The 14,527-nt window shown below is 67.3% G+C and carries 15 protein-coding genes; 6 read left to right on the top strand and 9 right to left on the bottom strand.

What is annotated here, in order from left to right; all coding sequences use genetic code 11:
• Positions 1-702: protoglobin domain-containing protein (locus RT567_RS07105; protein ID WP_313575343.1), on the bottom strand; the 702-nt coding region annotated here is incomplete at its 3' end.
• Positions 703-936: 234 nt separating this feature from the next.
• Here RT567_RS07105 and ahcY point away from each other — a divergent pair.
• Complete coding sequence (gene ahcY, locus RT567_RS07100) at positions 937-2,328, top strand: adenosylhomocysteinase (protein ID WP_313575341.1); 1,392 nt, start codon at positions 937-939, stop codon at positions 2,326-2,328.
• Between the two features lie 64 nt (positions 2,329-2,392).
• On the opposite strand, the gene RT567_RS07095 is transcribed toward ahcY, so the two are convergent.
• A complete protein-coding gene (locus RT567_RS07095) occupies positions 2,393-3,514 on the bottom strand; it encodes a hypothetical protein (protein WP_313575339.1) in 1,122 nt (373 codons plus the stop codon).
• Between the two features lie 115 nt (positions 3,515-3,629).
• Positions 3,630-5,753, bottom strand: coding sequence for a TonB-dependent receptor domain-containing protein (locus RT567_RS07090; RefSeq protein WP_313575337.1), 2,124 nt, complete (start codon positions 5,751-5,753; stop codon positions 3,630-3,632).
• 176 nt (positions 5,754-5,929) lie between these two features.
• On the opposite strand from RT567_RS07090, the gene RT567_RS07085 reads away from it, so the two are divergent.
• Together RT567_RS07085 and RT567_RS07080 are read left to right on the top strand one after the other, a co-directional pair.
• Positions 5,930-6,133: a twin transmembrane helix small protein gene (locus tag RT567_RS07085; RefSeq protein ID WP_313575335.1), complete on the top strand. Its 204-nt coding sequence runs from the start codon at positions 5,930-5,932 to the stop codon at positions 6,131-6,133.
• A 44-nt stretch (positions 6,134-6,177) separates the two neighbouring features.
• The gene (locus tag RT567_RS07080; RefSeq protein ID WP_313575333.1) at positions 6,178-6,750 is read left to right on the top strand and encodes a cob(I)yrinic acid a,c-diamide adenosyltransferase; all 573 of its coding nucleotides are present in this window, start codon (positions 6,178-6,180) and stop codon (positions 6,748-6,750) included.
• 9 nt (positions 6,751-6,759) lie between these two features.
• On the opposite strand, the gene RT567_RS07075 is transcribed toward RT567_RS07080, so the two are convergent.
• Positions 6,760-7,101 carry a hypothetical protein gene (locus tag RT567_RS07075; protein ID WP_313575332.1) on the bottom strand — a complete coding sequence of 114 codons (342 nt, stop codon included), beginning with the start codon at positions 7,099-7,101 and terminating at the stop codon, positions 6,760-6,762.
• Positions 7,102-7,226: 125 nt separating this feature from the next.
• Here RT567_RS07075 and RT567_RS07070 point away from each other — a divergent pair, with 125 nt between their 5' ends.
• On the top strand, positions 7,227-7,991 hold the full coding sequence (locus tag RT567_RS07070; protein WP_313575330.1) for an electron transfer flavoprotein subunit beta/FixA family protein: 765 nt from the start codon (positions 7,227-7,229) through the stop codon (positions 7,989-7,991).
• Positions 7,991-8,920 carry an electron transfer flavoprotein subunit alpha/FixB family protein gene (locus tag RT567_RS07065; protein ID WP_313575328.1) on the top strand — a complete coding sequence of 310 codons (930 nt, stop codon included), beginning with the start codon at positions 7,991-7,993 and terminating at the stop codon, positions 8,918-8,920. The genes RT567_RS07070 and RT567_RS07065 overlap by 1 nt, the downstream gene beginning before the upstream one ends.
• A gap of 168 nt (positions 8,921-9,088) precedes the next feature.
• On the opposite strand, the gene RT567_RS07060 is transcribed toward RT567_RS07065, so the two are convergent.
• The 5 genes from RT567_RS07060 to RT567_RS07040 form a co-directional block, all read right to left on the bottom strand.
• Positions 9,089-10,444, bottom strand: coding sequence for an amidohydrolase family protein (locus tag RT567_RS07060; RefSeq protein WP_313575326.1), 1,356 nt, complete (start codon positions 10,442-10,444; stop codon positions 9,089-9,091).
• 3 nt (positions 10,445-10,447) lie between these two features.
• Positions 10,448-11,944, bottom strand: coding sequence for an amidohydrolase (locus RT567_RS07055; protein WP_313575325.1), 1,497 nt, complete (start codon positions 11,942-11,944; stop codon positions 10,448-10,450).
• 116 nt (positions 11,945-12,060) lie between these two features.
• Positions 12,061-12,342 (bottom strand): DUF167 domain-containing protein, encoded by a 282-nt coding sequence (locus RT567_RS07050; protein WP_313575323.1) that lies wholly within the window; start codon positions 12,340-12,342, stop codon positions 12,061-12,063.
• A gap of 85 nt (positions 12,343-12,427) precedes the next feature.
• Entirely contained in the window at positions 12,428-13,213 is a 786-nt protein-coding gene (locus tag RT567_RS07045; RefSeq protein ID WP_313575321.1) for an SDR family oxidoreductase, read from the bottom strand.
• Positions 13,210-13,506, bottom strand: coding sequence for a 4a-hydroxytetrahydrobiopterin dehydratase (locus tag RT567_RS07040; protein ID WP_040346303.1), 297 nt, complete (start codon positions 13,504-13,506; stop codon positions 13,210-13,212). Before RT567_RS07040 ends, RT567_RS07045 begins: the two co-directional genes overlap by 4 nt.
• Before the next feature lie 124 nt (positions 13,507-13,630).
• On the opposite strand from RT567_RS07040, the gene RT567_RS07035 reads away from it, so the two are divergent.
• The gene (locus RT567_RS07035) at positions 13,631-14,416 is read left to right on the top strand and encodes a class I SAM-dependent methyltransferase (protein ID WP_313575319.1); all 786 of its coding nucleotides are present in this window, start codon (positions 13,631-13,633) and stop codon (positions 14,414-14,416) included.
• Positions 14,417-14,527 lie beyond the last annotated feature (111 nt).

The raw sequence follows: 14,527 nt of genomic DNA, 5'->3' as shown, positions 1-14,527 counted from the left end.
GGCGACGGCCCGCACGGCGGTGCGCAGGGCGCGGGTCGCGGCGTGGAAGTCGTTCTGAAGCGAGCGGTATTCCTCGGGGAAGACGTCCGGGATGGTCACCGACAGATCGTTGTCGGCCAGGCTGTGCAGGGCGGCGCCCAGGGCGCGCACGACCTCGGCCTGGCGCGCTTCGGCGGCGGCGTGTTCGGCCTGCACGCGGTCGCGCTCTTCCTGCAGGGCGTCCAGGTAGATGGAGATGGCCAGGTCCATGTCCAGCATGACCCGCTGGTTCAGCTCGGCCACGGCCTCGGCGGTGATGCGGTCGTGTTCGCGGCGGTTGGCGAACAGCTTCTTGGGCCGCTCGATGATGGCGCGGGTCAGATGGGCCAGGATGACGCTGTAACCGCCGATGTACCAGCGCGGCTCCAGGCCGATGCGGGCGTGGACGCGGCCGATGGTGCGCACCGAGGCGGCGTAGTCTTCATCGGCGCGGCCGTCGATGATGGCGTCCCAGTGGCGCTGCTGGGCGTTGCTGGCGGCGGTGATGTGGCCTTCGTCACGGAAGAAGCGGCGGGTCTCGGGCTCGGCGCGCACCTTGTCGTAGAAGGCGGCCAGGGCCAGGGGCGCGTTGCGGCGCAGAAGGGGGGAGATGGCGCTGTAACCGGCGGACGGCCGACCCAGTCCCATGAAATTCATGCGACGGTCGATCTCGTGGGAAGCCATGACGCAAACTCGTTTCAACGGCAGGGCGGGGGAGAGCCCTTAATACCCCTTGTCACCAAGAGGGTATTGGCCGGGTTAAGCCCGGATTGCGTAGATTCCCTTAACTGGTCGGGACGCCTGCGATTCAGGCGAACAGCCGCTCATATAAAGACATCCTTATGTCTTGATTGCTCATGCCGTCGCACCGCGCTATAGCGACGGCGACCTTCGACAGTGGCCGAAAGATATTTCTGCATGACCGACTACATCGTCCGCGACATCACCCTGGCCGATTTCGGCAACAAGGAAATCGCCATCGCCGAAACCGAGATGCCGGGCCTGATGGCGCTGCGCGCGGAATACGGCGCGGCTCAGCCGCTGAAGGGCGCCCGCATCGCCGGCAGCCTGCACATGACCATCCAGACGGCGGTTCTGATCCAGACGCTGGAAGCCCTGGGCGCCGAAGTGCGCTGGGCCTCGTGCAACATCTTCTCGACCCAGGACCACGCCGCCGCCGCCATCGCGGCGTCGGGCACGCCGGTCTTCGCCTTCAAGGGCGAGACCCTGGTGGAGTACTGGGACTACGCCCACAAGATCTTCGAATGGGCCGACGGCGGCTATCCGAACCTGATCCTGGACGACGGCGGCGACGCCACCCTGCTGTGCGTGCTGGGCCCGAAGGCCGAGAAGGACGCTTACGTCCTCGACAACCCGCAGAACGAGGAAGAGGAAGCCCTCTTCTCGGTCATGAAGCGCTATCTGAAGGAAAAGCCGGGCTTCTACTCGGCCATCCGCGACGCCATCGGCGGCGTGTCGGAAGAGACGACCACGGGCGTCCACCGCCTGTATCAGATGGCCGAGCGCGGCGAGCTGCCCTTCCCCGCCATCAACGTCAACGACAGCGTCACCAAGTCGAAGTTCGACAACCTGTACGGCTGCCGTGAATCGCTGGTCGACGCCATCCGTCGCGGCACCGACGTCATGCTGTCGGGCAAGGTCGCCGTGGTCTGCGGCTACGGCGACGTGGGCAAGGGCTCGGCGGCTTCGCTTCGCAACGGCGGCGCCCGCGTGATCGTCACCGAGATCGACCCGATCTGCGCCCTGCAGGCGGCGATGGAAGGCTATGAGGTCCAGACCCTCGAGGACGTCGCTGACAAGGCCGACATCTTCGTCACCACGACGGGCAACAAGGACGTCATCCGCGTCGAGCACATGCGCGCCATGCGCAACAACGCCATCGTCTGCAACATCGGTCACTTCGACAGCGAGATTCAGGTCGCGGGCCTGAAGAACTTCAAGTGGGACAAGATCAAGGATCAGGTCCACCACATCGAGTTCCCGGACGGCAAGAAGATCATCCTGCTGTCGGAAGGCCGTCTGGTGAACCTGGGCAACGCCACGGGCCACCCGTCCTTCGTGATGTCGGCCTCGTTCACCAACCAGACGTTGGCCCAGATCGAGCTGTGGACCAACGCCACCGCCTATGAGAACCAGGTCTACACCCTGCCCAAGCACCTGGACGAGAAGGTCGCCTTCCTGCACCTGGCCAAGCTGGGCGCCAAGCTGACGACGCTCAGCAAGGACCAGGCCGACTACATCTCGGTGCCGGTCGAAGGCCCGTTCAAGCCGGAACACTACCGCTACTAAGACCTGCCGCAGGTCTGAAAGACAGAACCCCGCGCCGGCGACGGCGCGGGGTTTTTCTTTGCGCCTACGCCGCGTCGCGCGGATCGTAGGCGTCGGCTTCGCGGCCCATCAGGCCGGTTTCGAAGTCCATGAAGATGTCGATCAACTCCTCCACCCCCACCGGCGGCGCCTTGGGGCTGAAACGAAAGCGCCAGAAGCTGACGATGTGCTGCACTGCCCCCAGCTGGTCGCCCAGACGGGTGAACAGGGCGGGCGCCTCCAGAAGAAAGTCGCGGAAGGCCACTGGGTTGCCCTCGCGCGTCAGTCCCGCATAGGCGTCGTCGTAGTAGCGCAGGGTGCGGCTGACTTCCTCGCAGGTCTTCATGATGCGGCCGCGCAGCACGGCCCGGCCGCGGGTGATGTAGTCCTTGGCGGCCTGGTCGCTGGGGCCGACCGACTTGACCGTGCCCACCTCGTCGGCGACGTGCACGATGTCCGCCATCAGGCTGGTCAGCGCCCATTTGTAGTAGAGGAAGCCCTTCCAGCAGAAGACGCCTTCCTGATACTGTTCCGGCTCCAGCTTCAGCGTCAGCCGCAGGGCGTCCAGCCGGTCGCCGGGGGCGTTGGACAGGATCTTCGACGCCATGCGGGCGGTCGATCCGGCGGCCACGACGCCGTCGCCGATGCTGAGCGTGACCAGGGGCTCGATCTCCTTCTGGACGAACTCCTGCATCCGCTCCAGGTCGGCCTCGCTAAGGGCGAAGTAGCAGGGCGCCGCGTCCACGCCGCCGCGCCGCAGCTGTTCGCGCAACAGGAAGGGGTCCAGCGACGGCAGCTGGTCCATCAGCCGCAGCGTCTTCAGGTCCGGGTGATCGGGATCGATGCCGAAGGCTTCGTGCATGGCGCGCTCGAAGCCGATCTGGTTGACGAAGATGAAGCGGCCGCCGGTCTTCAGGTCGGTGCTGTCGATCGGCACCACGATCTTGGTCGCCACCTGGCGGCGGCCTGGAAAGGCGTCGGTCTCATTGCGCCGCAGCCGGTGCTTGATGATCAGGGCGCGGTTCAGGGCCGGGTTGCGGAACATGGGGTGCTCGGCCCAGTCCTCGCTGTCGCCGTGCTCGTCATAGACCTTGAGCAGGTTCAGCACGCGCGCGGTCGAGGCGGTGCGGCGCAGATGTTCAAGATTGCGGATGGCGCGATCAGTCATGACGGCCACCCTGCCAGCCAAAGGTGACCAACGGCTTAGTTTGGCGCAGGTCAAAAAACGGGCCGCATCCCAAGGGAGGCGGCCCGGTCAGTCGGGGAGGAAACTGAAGAGGGGTTTAGAAGGTCGTCGTCACCGACATCCAAAGACGACGCGGTTCCTGGTTGTTGGCGTATTCCGGCGAATAGGCGACGGGCGTTCCGTAGGGGGCCAGGCGGACGAAGTCCTTGTCGAACAGGTTGTAGATCGCCGCGTTGACCGTCACGCGGTCATTGACCTCGTACGAGCCGCCGATGTGGAACAGCTCATAGGCCTTGAAGTCGCCTAAGGCGTCGCGAGCGGCGCCCGCGCCGCGCCAGCGCTCCGAGCGGTACTCGCCGCGCAGCCAGGTCGACAGGCGGTCGGTCGCCTGCCAGCGCAACTGGGCGTTGACCATGTGCTCGGGCGTGTCGGTCAGGGGCTGGCCGGCCTGCGATCCGGTCTTCTGTTCACTCTCGGTGTAGGTGTAGTTGCCGTGCAGGCTCCAGGCCTCGGCGAAGCGCCAGCGGGCGGCGACTTCCAGGCCCTGCGTCGTGGCCTCGTCGATGTTCACGCTCTGGCCGAATTCCTTGATCGCCGACCAGAAGCCGACATCGGCGCAACCCGTCTTGGAATAGTCGCCAGCGTCATATTGGGCCTGGGTCAGGCCGAAGGTGCAGTTGGCGATCGGCTGGCCCGAGGCGATCTTGTCCTCGAAGTCGTTGCGGAAGACGGTGGCGTTGGCGCGGAAGGTCGAGCCGTTGTCGAAATAGACGCCGAACTCATAGGCCACGCTGGTTTCCGGGGTCAGGCCGGGGCTGCCGATCAGCGGCAAAGCGCCCTGGCGGCCGAAGCCGTTGATGCCGGGGGTCAGCTGTTCCAGGCGCGGGGTCTTGTAGCCGCCGCTGACGCCGCCCTTCAGGGTCCATTGCTCGTTGGCGTTCCAGACCAGATAGGCGCGCGGGCTGACGTGGTCGCCGAAGCTGGAGTGGTCGTCGTAGCGGAGGCCGACGGTCAGGGCCAGGTCGTCGCGCAGCCGCCATTCGTCCTCGGCGAACAGGGCCCACTGCTCGAAGGTGAAGTTGCCGGCCGCCACGCCGTCGGTCATTTCAGCGTCCATATATTGGCCGCCGACGGTGAAGGTGTGGTTGCGCCACTGGCTGTTCAGCTTGGTGTCGAACAGGGTGGTCGTGGTCTCCAGGGTGCGATCATCGCCGGCGCCGGGAACGCCGCGCGGAATCAGACGGCCCAGCGTCTCGGTCTTGTTGTGCGACAGGGTCGATTCCAGCGTACCGAAGCCGAGACGCCAGTTATGGGCGAGCAGGTATTGCTCGCGGTTGAACTCCAGGAAGTCCTTGTAGCCGCCCGCTACGGTGTTGGTGCCCATCTGGCCCTTGGCGTTGTCATACCACTGGCTGGCGGCATCGACGTCCAGCCATAGGTCATGGTCGGCGTTCGGCGTCAGGCTGAGGCGGGCGCCCAGGGTCCAAATCTCATAGGCGGTGGCGCTGCGGCCGAAACCAGTGACGTCGACCTCATTGCCGTTCACGTCGCGGTATTTCAGGTCCGACTGTTCGCGTTCGGACCACGAGCCGCGCAGGGCCAGGCCGAGACGGTCGGCGATCAGCGGCCCTGAGGCGTAACCGTTGATTCCCCAGAAATCGCCGAACTCGTCGTCGCCCTGCAGCGTGTAGTTGGCCGAGGCGGAGCCGGTCCAGGCGTCGCCGACCTTGCGGGTGATGATGTTGACCACCCCGCCCATCGCGTCCGAGCCGTAGAGGGTGGCGACCGGGCCGCGCACGACCTCGACCCGCTCGATGGCCGAGACCGGCGGCAGGAAGCTGGTCGAGGTCTCGCCGAAGCCGTTGGGCGTGACGCTGCCGGCCGTGTTCTGGCGGCGGCCGTCGATCAGGATCAGGGTGTAGTCCGAGCCCATGCCGCGGATGTTGATGGTCTGGCCGCCGGTCTTGCCGACGCCCGAACCCGTGTCGACGCCCTCAATGTTGTTCAGGATCTCGGCGATCGAGGTGGCGCGGATCTCTTCGATTTCTTCGCGCGGCAGGACGCTGATCGAGGCGGGCGCCTGGGTGATCTTCTGCTCGAAGCCCGAGGCGGTGACCACGACGTCGGCGACCTTGTGCGTCTGCTCCATCGTCGCCGCGGCTTCGTCAGCCAGGGCGGGCGCGCCGGCGCCGACGGTCATCAGGGCGGTGGCGGCCAGCAAGGACGAGCGGCGTGATGAGCGGAAGCAGGACATTCGGAGAGGGAGCCTTCAAAAATGAGAACGCCTCTCAACAGCGTTCGCATTCTCAACGCAATGGGGGTGTGCGAATAGGTCGCAATTGCGCCCCCGTTTCGACACGTCTGGCGCGGGATGGCGGGCGGGCCTAAGAAGCGGGCATGGACCTCATCGACATTCTGATCCTGATCGCCGTGGCCGGCGTCGTCGTCACCCTGGGCTTCGGCCTCTACAACCTGAACAAGGGCGGCGAGGGGGCAGGCGTCCGCTCGAACAAGCTGATGCGTCTGCGCATCATCCTTCAGGCGGTGGCGGTGCTGCTGCTGATGATCGGCATGTGGCTGAAGCGCACCCACGCGGGCTGACGCGCGGCCGGCAAGACAAAGCATGAGATAGGGGAGGGCGCGCCATGGTGACGCTGAACAAGATCTACACCCGCACCGGCGACGCCGGGCAGACCCGCCTGGCTTCGGGCGCGCCGGTGTCCAAGACCGATGCGCGGGTCGAGGCCTATGGGGCGGTGGATGAACTGAACGCCGTCATCGGCGTGTCGCGCCTGAACAGCGGCCAGAACGACCGCATCGACGCCATGCTGGGCCGCATCCAGAACGAGCTGTTCGATCTTGGCGCCGATCTGGCCACGCCGATGGAGCCTGCGCCCAAGTGGGAGGCCCTGCGCATCATCGCCTCCCAGGTCGAGCGGCTGGAATCCGAGATCGACTGGATGAACGAGAGCCTCAAGCCGCTGGACAGCTTCATCCTGTCGGGCGGCTCGCCGTTGTCGGCGCACCTGCACCTGGCGCGGACGGTCTGCCGTCGGGCCGAGCGCGAGGCTGTGCGCCTGGTCGAATCGGGCGAGCAGGTGAACCCGGAGGCGGTGCGCTATCTCAATCGCCTGTCGGACCTGCTGTTCGTCGCCGCCCGCCGCGCCAACGCCAACGGCGCGGGCGATGTCCTGTGGCGGCCCGGCGCGACGCGCTGAGGCGCGCGCCTACTGCGACCGCAGGGCGTTCACCCGTTCACGCTCGGCCTCGGTGGCGGCGGCGCGGGCGCGCTTCTGGGCGTTGACCTGGTCTTCCAGGACCAGCAGCTCCTGATTGGCCTTGTTCGAGGCCTCGGCGCGCGTCGTCCCGGCCGGGCGGCCGGTGATGTCGGGGATGTAGATGGGCTGGGCGCAGATGCGCGTCTCCAGATCGTACCAATAGCCCTTGGCCGTGCAGCGATCGCCCGGATCGACCCAGAAACGCTGCAGGATGAACACCCCCGCCAGCGTCACCGCAAACAGGCTGAAGAAGATGAAGCTGAGGCGCCGGATCGTCAGGAAGCGTTTCATGCTCGTCTCAATAGATCAAAAATGCGTCCGCGACACGACCGCAGTTCACGTAGCGTTACGTTGACAGGTCGGTTTCATCGGTCCAATCCCTCGACCGACATTTCGATGACCAAGTGGATAGGCTCATGAAGGTACTCGTCCCGGTGAAACGGGTGATCGACAGCAACGTCAAGGCCCGCGTCAAGGCGGATCAGACCGGCGTCGACCTGGCCAACGTCAAGATGAGCATGAACCCCTTCGACGAGATCGCCGTCGAAGAGGCCGTGCGTCTGAAGGAAGGCAAGGAACACCATGCCGCAGGCACGGCGACGGAAATCGTCGTCGTCTCCATCGGCGTGACCCAGGCGCAGGAAACCATCCGCACCGCCCTGGCCATGGGCGCGGATCGCGGCGTCCTGGTGCAGTCGGATACGGACCTGGAGCCGCTGGCCGTCGCCAAGGTGCTGAAGGCGGTCGTGGACGAGGAGAAGCCGGATCTGGTGCTGCTGGGCAAGCAGTCGATCGACGGCGACAACAACGCGGTTGGCCAGATGCTGGCCGCTCTGCTGGACTGGCCGCAGGCCACCTTCGCCGGCAAGCTGGTGATCGACGGCGGCAAGGCTGTCGTCACCCGAGAAGTCGACGGCGGTCTGCAAACCGTGGCGACTGAACTGCCCGCCGTGGTTTCGGTCGATCTGCGCCTGAACACGCCGCGCTATGCGTCGCTGCCCAACATCATGAAGGCCAAGAAGAAGGAGATCGCCATGAAGGCGGTCGCCGACTACGGCGTCGATGTCGCGGATCGCCTCAAGGTGCTGAAGGTGACGGAGCCGCCGAAGCGTTCGGCGGGCGTCAAGGTCGCCGACGCGGCCGAGCTGGTTTCCAAACTCAAAGACGCAGGGGTTCTGTAATGGCCGTTCTCGTCATCGCCGACCACGACGGTTCGGTTGTTCGCGACACCACCCACAAGACCGTGACGGCGGCTCTGGCCCTCTCGTCGGACGTGGACGTTCTGGTCCTGGGCAAGAACGCCAAGGCCGTGGCTGACGCCGCCGCCAAGATCTCGGGCGTGCGCAAGGTCCTGCTGGCCGAGGGCGACGCTGTCGCTCACGGTCTGGCCGAGGCTGTCGAGGCCACCGTCCTGCCGCTGGCCGCTGGCTACGACGCCATCCTGACCCCGGCCAACACCGACGGCAAGAATTTCGCGCCGCGCATCGCCGCCAAGCTGGACTCGGCGCCGATCTCGGACATCGTGGAAGTCGTCTCGGCTGATACCTTCGTGCGTCCGATCTACGCCGGCAACGCCCTGGAGACCGTCCAGTCGGCCGACGCCAAGAAGGTCATCACCGTGCGCCCGACGGCCTTCGCCGCCGCCGGTGAAGGCGGCTCGGCCCCGGTCGAGAGCGTCGCCGCCGGCGAAGCGCCCAAGACCGCCTTCGTCTCCGAGGAAATGGTCAAGTCGGACCGCCCTGAACTGAGCGCCGCCAAGATCGTCGTCTCGGGCGGCCGCGCCTTGGGCTCGGCCGAAGAGTTCCACGCCGTCATGGACCCCCTGGCCGACAAGCTGGGCGCCGCCGTCGGCGCCTCGCGCGCGGCGGTCGATGCGGGCTACGCCCCCAACGACTACCAGGTCGGCCAGACCGGCAAGGTCGTGGCCCCGGCCCTCTACATCGCCATCGGCATCTCGGGCGCCATCCAGCACCTGGCCGGGATGAAGGACTCCAAGGTGATCGTCGCGATCAACAAGGACGCCGACGCCCCGATCTTCCAGATCGCCGACTACGGCCTGGTCGCCGACTACAAGACCGCCGTGCCGGAACTGATGGCCGCCCTGGGCTAAGGGCAGGCGTCACGCTGAGCATTGAAGCGCGCCGGATGGGAAACTGTCCGGCGCGTTTTCTTTTGCCTGCCGAAGCCCTCCTCCATTGAAGGGGAAGGCTTCAGATCACGAAACGAAAAAGGGCGCTGCGGTCTCCCGCAGCGCCCTTCCCCTGTCAGGCTCGAAGCCTCAGTTGCCGTAGGCGGGCGGCATGGCTCCCTCGCCGCCGGTACGATAGCGGTCGCGCAGCAGCAGGTTGCGCGCCTGCAGCGGCTGATCCACCCCGTCGATCAGCACGGCCGAGGGCTGGCTCAACGGCTCCAGCGGGTCGCCGGACCAGACCACGACGTCGCCCGCCGCCCCGGCCTTCAGTTCGCCGAACTGGCCGCCGAAGCCGAAGATGCGCGCCGGGTTGACCGTGATCGCCTGGATGGCCGCCGCAAAAGGCAGGCCGTGCGAGACGGCGTTGCCGGCGTTGTAGCGGATGTCGCGGGCGCGGTGGGCCGAACCCTCATTGCCCTTGATGGCGATGACGACGCCGGCCGCGTTCAGCGCCGCCGCATTCTGCATCCGCGCCGCCCGCATCTCGAAGTTCGAGGGCAGGTTGGTGATCGGGTGCAGCAGGACCGGCACGTTGGCGGCCGCGATCTCATCGGCCACCAGCCAGCCTTCGGCGGCGCCGTCGAGAATGATCTTGAGCCCTTCCTCGCGCGCCAGCCGCAGCACCTGCTGGATATCCGAGGCGCGGTTGACGGTGACGATCAGCGGCATCGAACCATTGGCCACTGGGATCAGGGCCTCCAGGTCGGCGCGCGACAGGGACAGGTCGCGCAGCGCCGCCCGGTCATAGGCCGCCTTGTTGCGCGCATAGAGGCGCGTCTCGGCCATGGTTTCCTTGAACAGGACGAACTCGGCGCCGCGCGCCCCGCCCGCCACGCCCTTCCCGGCCTCGCCGAACGGGGCGACCATGGCCACGCGCGGCTTCACCAGGATGTCGGCGCCGCCCAGCTTGATGACCGCCGCCTGACCGGCGAACAGGCCCGGCGACTGATAGCCGCCGTGACCGGCTCCGGCGAAATCGCTGTCGTCATGGCTGTGACCGCCGCCCGAGCCCGCGTGCTGGGGCGTGACCACCGCGCGGGTGACGCCGCCCAGGCGGGCCGTCGGCAGGGTGAAGGACCAGGGATCCAGACCGTAGGACAGGTCGAAGGCCGCCGTCAGGGTGTTGGCGTTGTTCGACAGATCATTGGAGCCCCGCACCGAGCCGACCTCGGTCCCGGCCAGGCCGGAATCGACGGCGACGAAGCCGGGGGTGACGATCTTGCCGCGCGCGTCGATGACCCGCAGACCGGCCGGCGCCGCGCCGGTTCCGACCGAGACGATCTTGCCGTTGCGGATGACCACCGTGCCGTTCTCGATCACCGAGGTTCCGGTCAGCACCTGGCCGCCGGTGATGGCGACGTCCTGCGCCAGGGCGGGGCCGGTCAGGGCGAGAGCCGCGGCCAAAGCAATCGGGGCGCCCGCAAGCAGAGTTTTGATACGCATGGTTCAGCGAGCTCCCTGGGCGACGCCGGCGGCGGCCTGGCCGAAGCCGGGCTGGCCCAGTTCGAAATCGGACACGGGCTGGAAGGCGGGGTTCTGGCGATCGAAGGCCAGGCCGCCGTCGATGAAGACCTGATCGGCGCGGGCGTAGATCGAGAAGGGATCGGCGCTCCAGATCACCACGTCGGCGCGCTTGCCGTTCTCGAGAGAGCCGGTCTCCTTGTCGATGCCGATGGAGCGGGCGGCGTTCAGCGTGATCCAGCTGATGGCGTGCTCTTCGGAAATGTTCATCCCAGCGCGGCGACCGGCCGACAGGGCGGCGGCGGCTTCCTGGTTCAGACGCTGGATCAGTTCGGCGTCGTCCGAGTGGATGACGGCGCACGAGCCCTGGGGCGCGTCGGTCAGGGCGGCGTTCTCCTCGATGCCGTCCAGGGCTTCCATCTTGAAGCCCCACCAGCCGGTCCACATGGCGGCGCAGACGCCTTCACGGGCCAGCAGCGGCGCGATCTTGTAGGCCTCGACCGCGTGGTGGAAAGTGGTGATCTTGTAGCCGAACTCCTTGGCCACATCGAGCATGACCGCCATTTCATCGGCGCGATAGCAGTGGTTCTGGATCAGGATCGACCCGTCCAGAACGCCCGCCAGGGTTTCGAGCTGCAGGTTGCGGGTCGGGGGCGTGCCCTCGCCCGTCTCGCGCCACTTGTCCCACTTGGCCTTGTAGTCGCGCGCGGCGATGAAGCCGGCGCGATAGCCCGCCACATTGCCCATGCCGGTGGCGGGCGAGGTGTTGCGCGAGCCGTAGACGCGCGACGGGTTCTCGCCGCAGGCCATCTTCAGGCCGTAGGGGGCGTTCGGGAACTTCATCCCCTGCATCGTCACCGAGGGGACGTTGCGCAGGGTCACGCCGCGACCGCCGAACAGATTGGCCGAGCCGGGCAGGATCTGCACCGTCGTCACCCCGCCCGCGCGGGCGGTGTTGAAGCCGGGATCCTGGGGCCAGATCGAGTGCTCGGACCAGACCTGGGCGGTGTTAGGGTTGGTGGCTTCGTTGCCGTCGCTCATGCCCATGACGCCGGGCGAAGGATAGACGCCCAGGTGGCTATGGATGTCGATGATGCCCGGCGTGACGAAGCGACCGCGCGCGTCCACCACCTGGTGACCTGCGGGGACCGGGGTGTTCGCGTCGCCGACAGCGGCGATGCGGCCGTCGGTGACGACGACGACGCCGCCCTCGATCTTCTGGCCCGCGCCGGTCAGCACCGTCGCGCCGACGATGGCCATGTTCTGGCGCGGCAGGCCGCGATAGGTCGAGGGATAGGGGTCGGTGTTGGCCCAGCCGTCCAGACCCGGCGCCATCGTGCGGTCCTTGGAGGACGACGAAGCGGAAGCCGTCTCGGTCTTGGGCGCAGCGTCGCCGGTCGTGGCGCAGGCCGACAGGCTGAGCGCGCCGAGCGCGCAGGTGAGAACAGCGAGGCTTGGACCCCGCAGGCGACTGAACAACATGGGCGAGCCCCCTCGCGCCCGCGAACTGCGGGCAGACAACGGCGCGTATACAATCGCCAGTTTCCGTCAGGGTAAAGCTTTAAAAGCCGCCGCTCGCGGCAAAGTCAGGCTCGAGTTCAGGCGCTGGGTAGACGGGCGCGGGCCTGGGCGTCGTCCAGACCCTCGACCTCGATCATTTTCAGCCGCGACTGTCCGCCGCGCGCCAGGGTCACGTCGCGCTTGGGCACGCCCAGGGCCTTGGCCAGGAAGGCGATCAGGGCGGCGTTGGCCTCGCCCTCCACCGGTTGGGCGCGGACGCGGACCTTCAGCACCGGGCGACCGTCGGGATCGACGTCCCAGCCGTCGATGCGATCGGCAGAGGCGCGCGGGGTCAGCTTGATGGCGAGACGGACGGTCATGGAGCGTGTTTTGGCCCATTCGTATGAGAGGGCCAAGCCGCGCTCGCTCCCTTCCCCCCTCGATGGGGGAGGGAGGCAGGCAGCGCTACTGCGCCGTCATCCCGCCGTCGATCTTGAACTCGGCGCCCGTCACGAACTTGGACTCGTCCGAGGCCAGGTAGAGCACGCAATAGGCCACGTCGTCCGGTTCGCCGATGCGCTTCAGCGGAATGCCGCGCGCCAGCTTCTCGTGCGCGCCCGCTTCGTCCCCGCCCGCCATGGCGACGAAGGGATCGAGGATCGGCGTCTTGATGAAGACCGGATGCACCGAGTTGGCGCGCACGTTCCAGCCCGCCTTGGCCGCCTCCAGCGCCACCGTCTTGGTGTAGAGCCAGACCGCCGCCTTGGTGGCGTTATAGGCGCCCATGCCCGGCGCCGCCGCCAGTCCCGCGATGGATGAGATGTTGACGATCGATCCCGCGCCCGAGGCCCGCAGCGGCGCCATAGCGTGCTTGCAGCCCAGCATGACGGATTCCAGATTGATCGCCTGGACCTTGCGCCAGTTCTCCAGCGTGTCCTGCTCGGCCCACAACAGCTGGCCGCCGATCCCGGCGTTGTTCACCAGGATGCTGAGGCCGCCCATATCCTCGACCGCCGCGCCGACGACGCGGACCCAGTCGTCCTCGCGCGTGACGTCGTGCTCATAGGCGAAGGCCGTGCCGGGGTGGTCGGCGTTGATCGCCTCGGCCAGAGCGCGGACGCCGTTCAGGTCCAGATCGCTGAGCGCCACCCTGGCGCCCTCGCGGACCAGCATCCGAGCCATGGCCTGGCCCAGCCCGCCGGCGGCGCCGGTGATCAGGGCCGCCTTGCCCGCGACGCGCCCGCCCGTCACTCGACCAAACCCTTGACCGCCGCGTCGATGAAGCGGGCCATCGCCACGTCGCGTTCGGTCACCCCGTCGGCGTCATGGGTGGTCAGCAGCACCTCGACGCGGTTGTAGACGTTGGACCACTCCGGATGATGGTCGACCTTGTCGGCCAAGAGGGCGACGCGGGTCATGAAGCCGAAGGCGGCGTTGAAATCGGCGAAGCGCAGGGTGCGCGCGATGGCCGGGCGCGGATCGTCGGCGCGGCGCCAGTCGGGCAGGCCCGCCAGAACTTCGGTCACGTCGAGGGCGGCGGTCATGAGCGTCTCCTTATGCTTTCGTCAGGCGTATCGCGGCCCCCGAGGCGCGACAAGCCGCAAGCCTGCGTCAGATGCGACGCTTCCCCGGATGACGGCGGCGACGGGAGGCGTTACACCCCCATCCATGACCCAGGCCGATCCCTCCTCCAACGCTTCCGGCAAGACCTCCTCCTTCGGCTTCCGCGACGTGGACGCCAAGGAAAAGGTGCAGATGGTGCGCGGCGTGTTCAACTCCGTCGCCTCCAACTACGACCTGATGAACGACCTGATGAGCGCGGGCGTGCACCGCATCTGGAAGGACGCGACGGCGGCCAAGCTGAACGTCCGGCCGGGCGAGGTGGTGCTGGACATGGCCGGGGGCACCGGCGACATGGCCCGCCGCTATTCCAAGATGGCCCGCGCGGCCCAGGAACGGCGCGGCGGCGAGGACGCCACCGTCATCGTCATGGACTACAACGCCGAGATGATCCTGAACGGCGTGGCCAAGGGCGGCGAGCCCGAGATGGCCTGGGGCGTCGGCGACGCCATGAAACTGCCCTTCCCCGACGCCTGCCTGGACGCCTATTCGATCAGCTTCGGCATCCGCAATGTGTCGGACGTGGCGGGCGCCCTGCGCGAGGCGCGCCGCGCGCTGAAGCCGGGCGGGCGCTTCATCTGTCTGGAGTTTTCGCGCCCCACGACCGGCGCGCTGAGAAAGGCCTATGACGCCTGGTCCTTCCACGCCATTCCGCGCATCGGCCAGCTGGTCGCTAAGGACCGCGACAGCTACCAGTATCTGGTCGAGAGCATCCGCCGCTTCCCCGATCAGCAGACCTTCAAGCGGATGATCGAGGAGGCGGGCTTCAGCCGCGTCAGCGTCACCAATCTGTCGGGCGGGATCGCCGCCATCCACCATGGGTGGGCGATCTGAGCCGGCTGACCTTCAACGCCCCGCCGCCGACGCCTGAGGCGCAGCCGGTCCGCCATCCGGTCGGCGCGGCCTTTCGCATGGTGCGCTGGGGCTGGGTGCTGGCGCGCCACG

It is taken from the genome of Brevundimonas sp., from assembly GCF_032107865.1.
Taxonomy (GTDB): domain Bacteria; phylum Pseudomonadota; class Alphaproteobacteria; order Caulobacterales; family Caulobacteraceae; genus Brevundimonas.
This window is presented reverse-complemented; position numbering and strand designations above follow the sequence as displayed.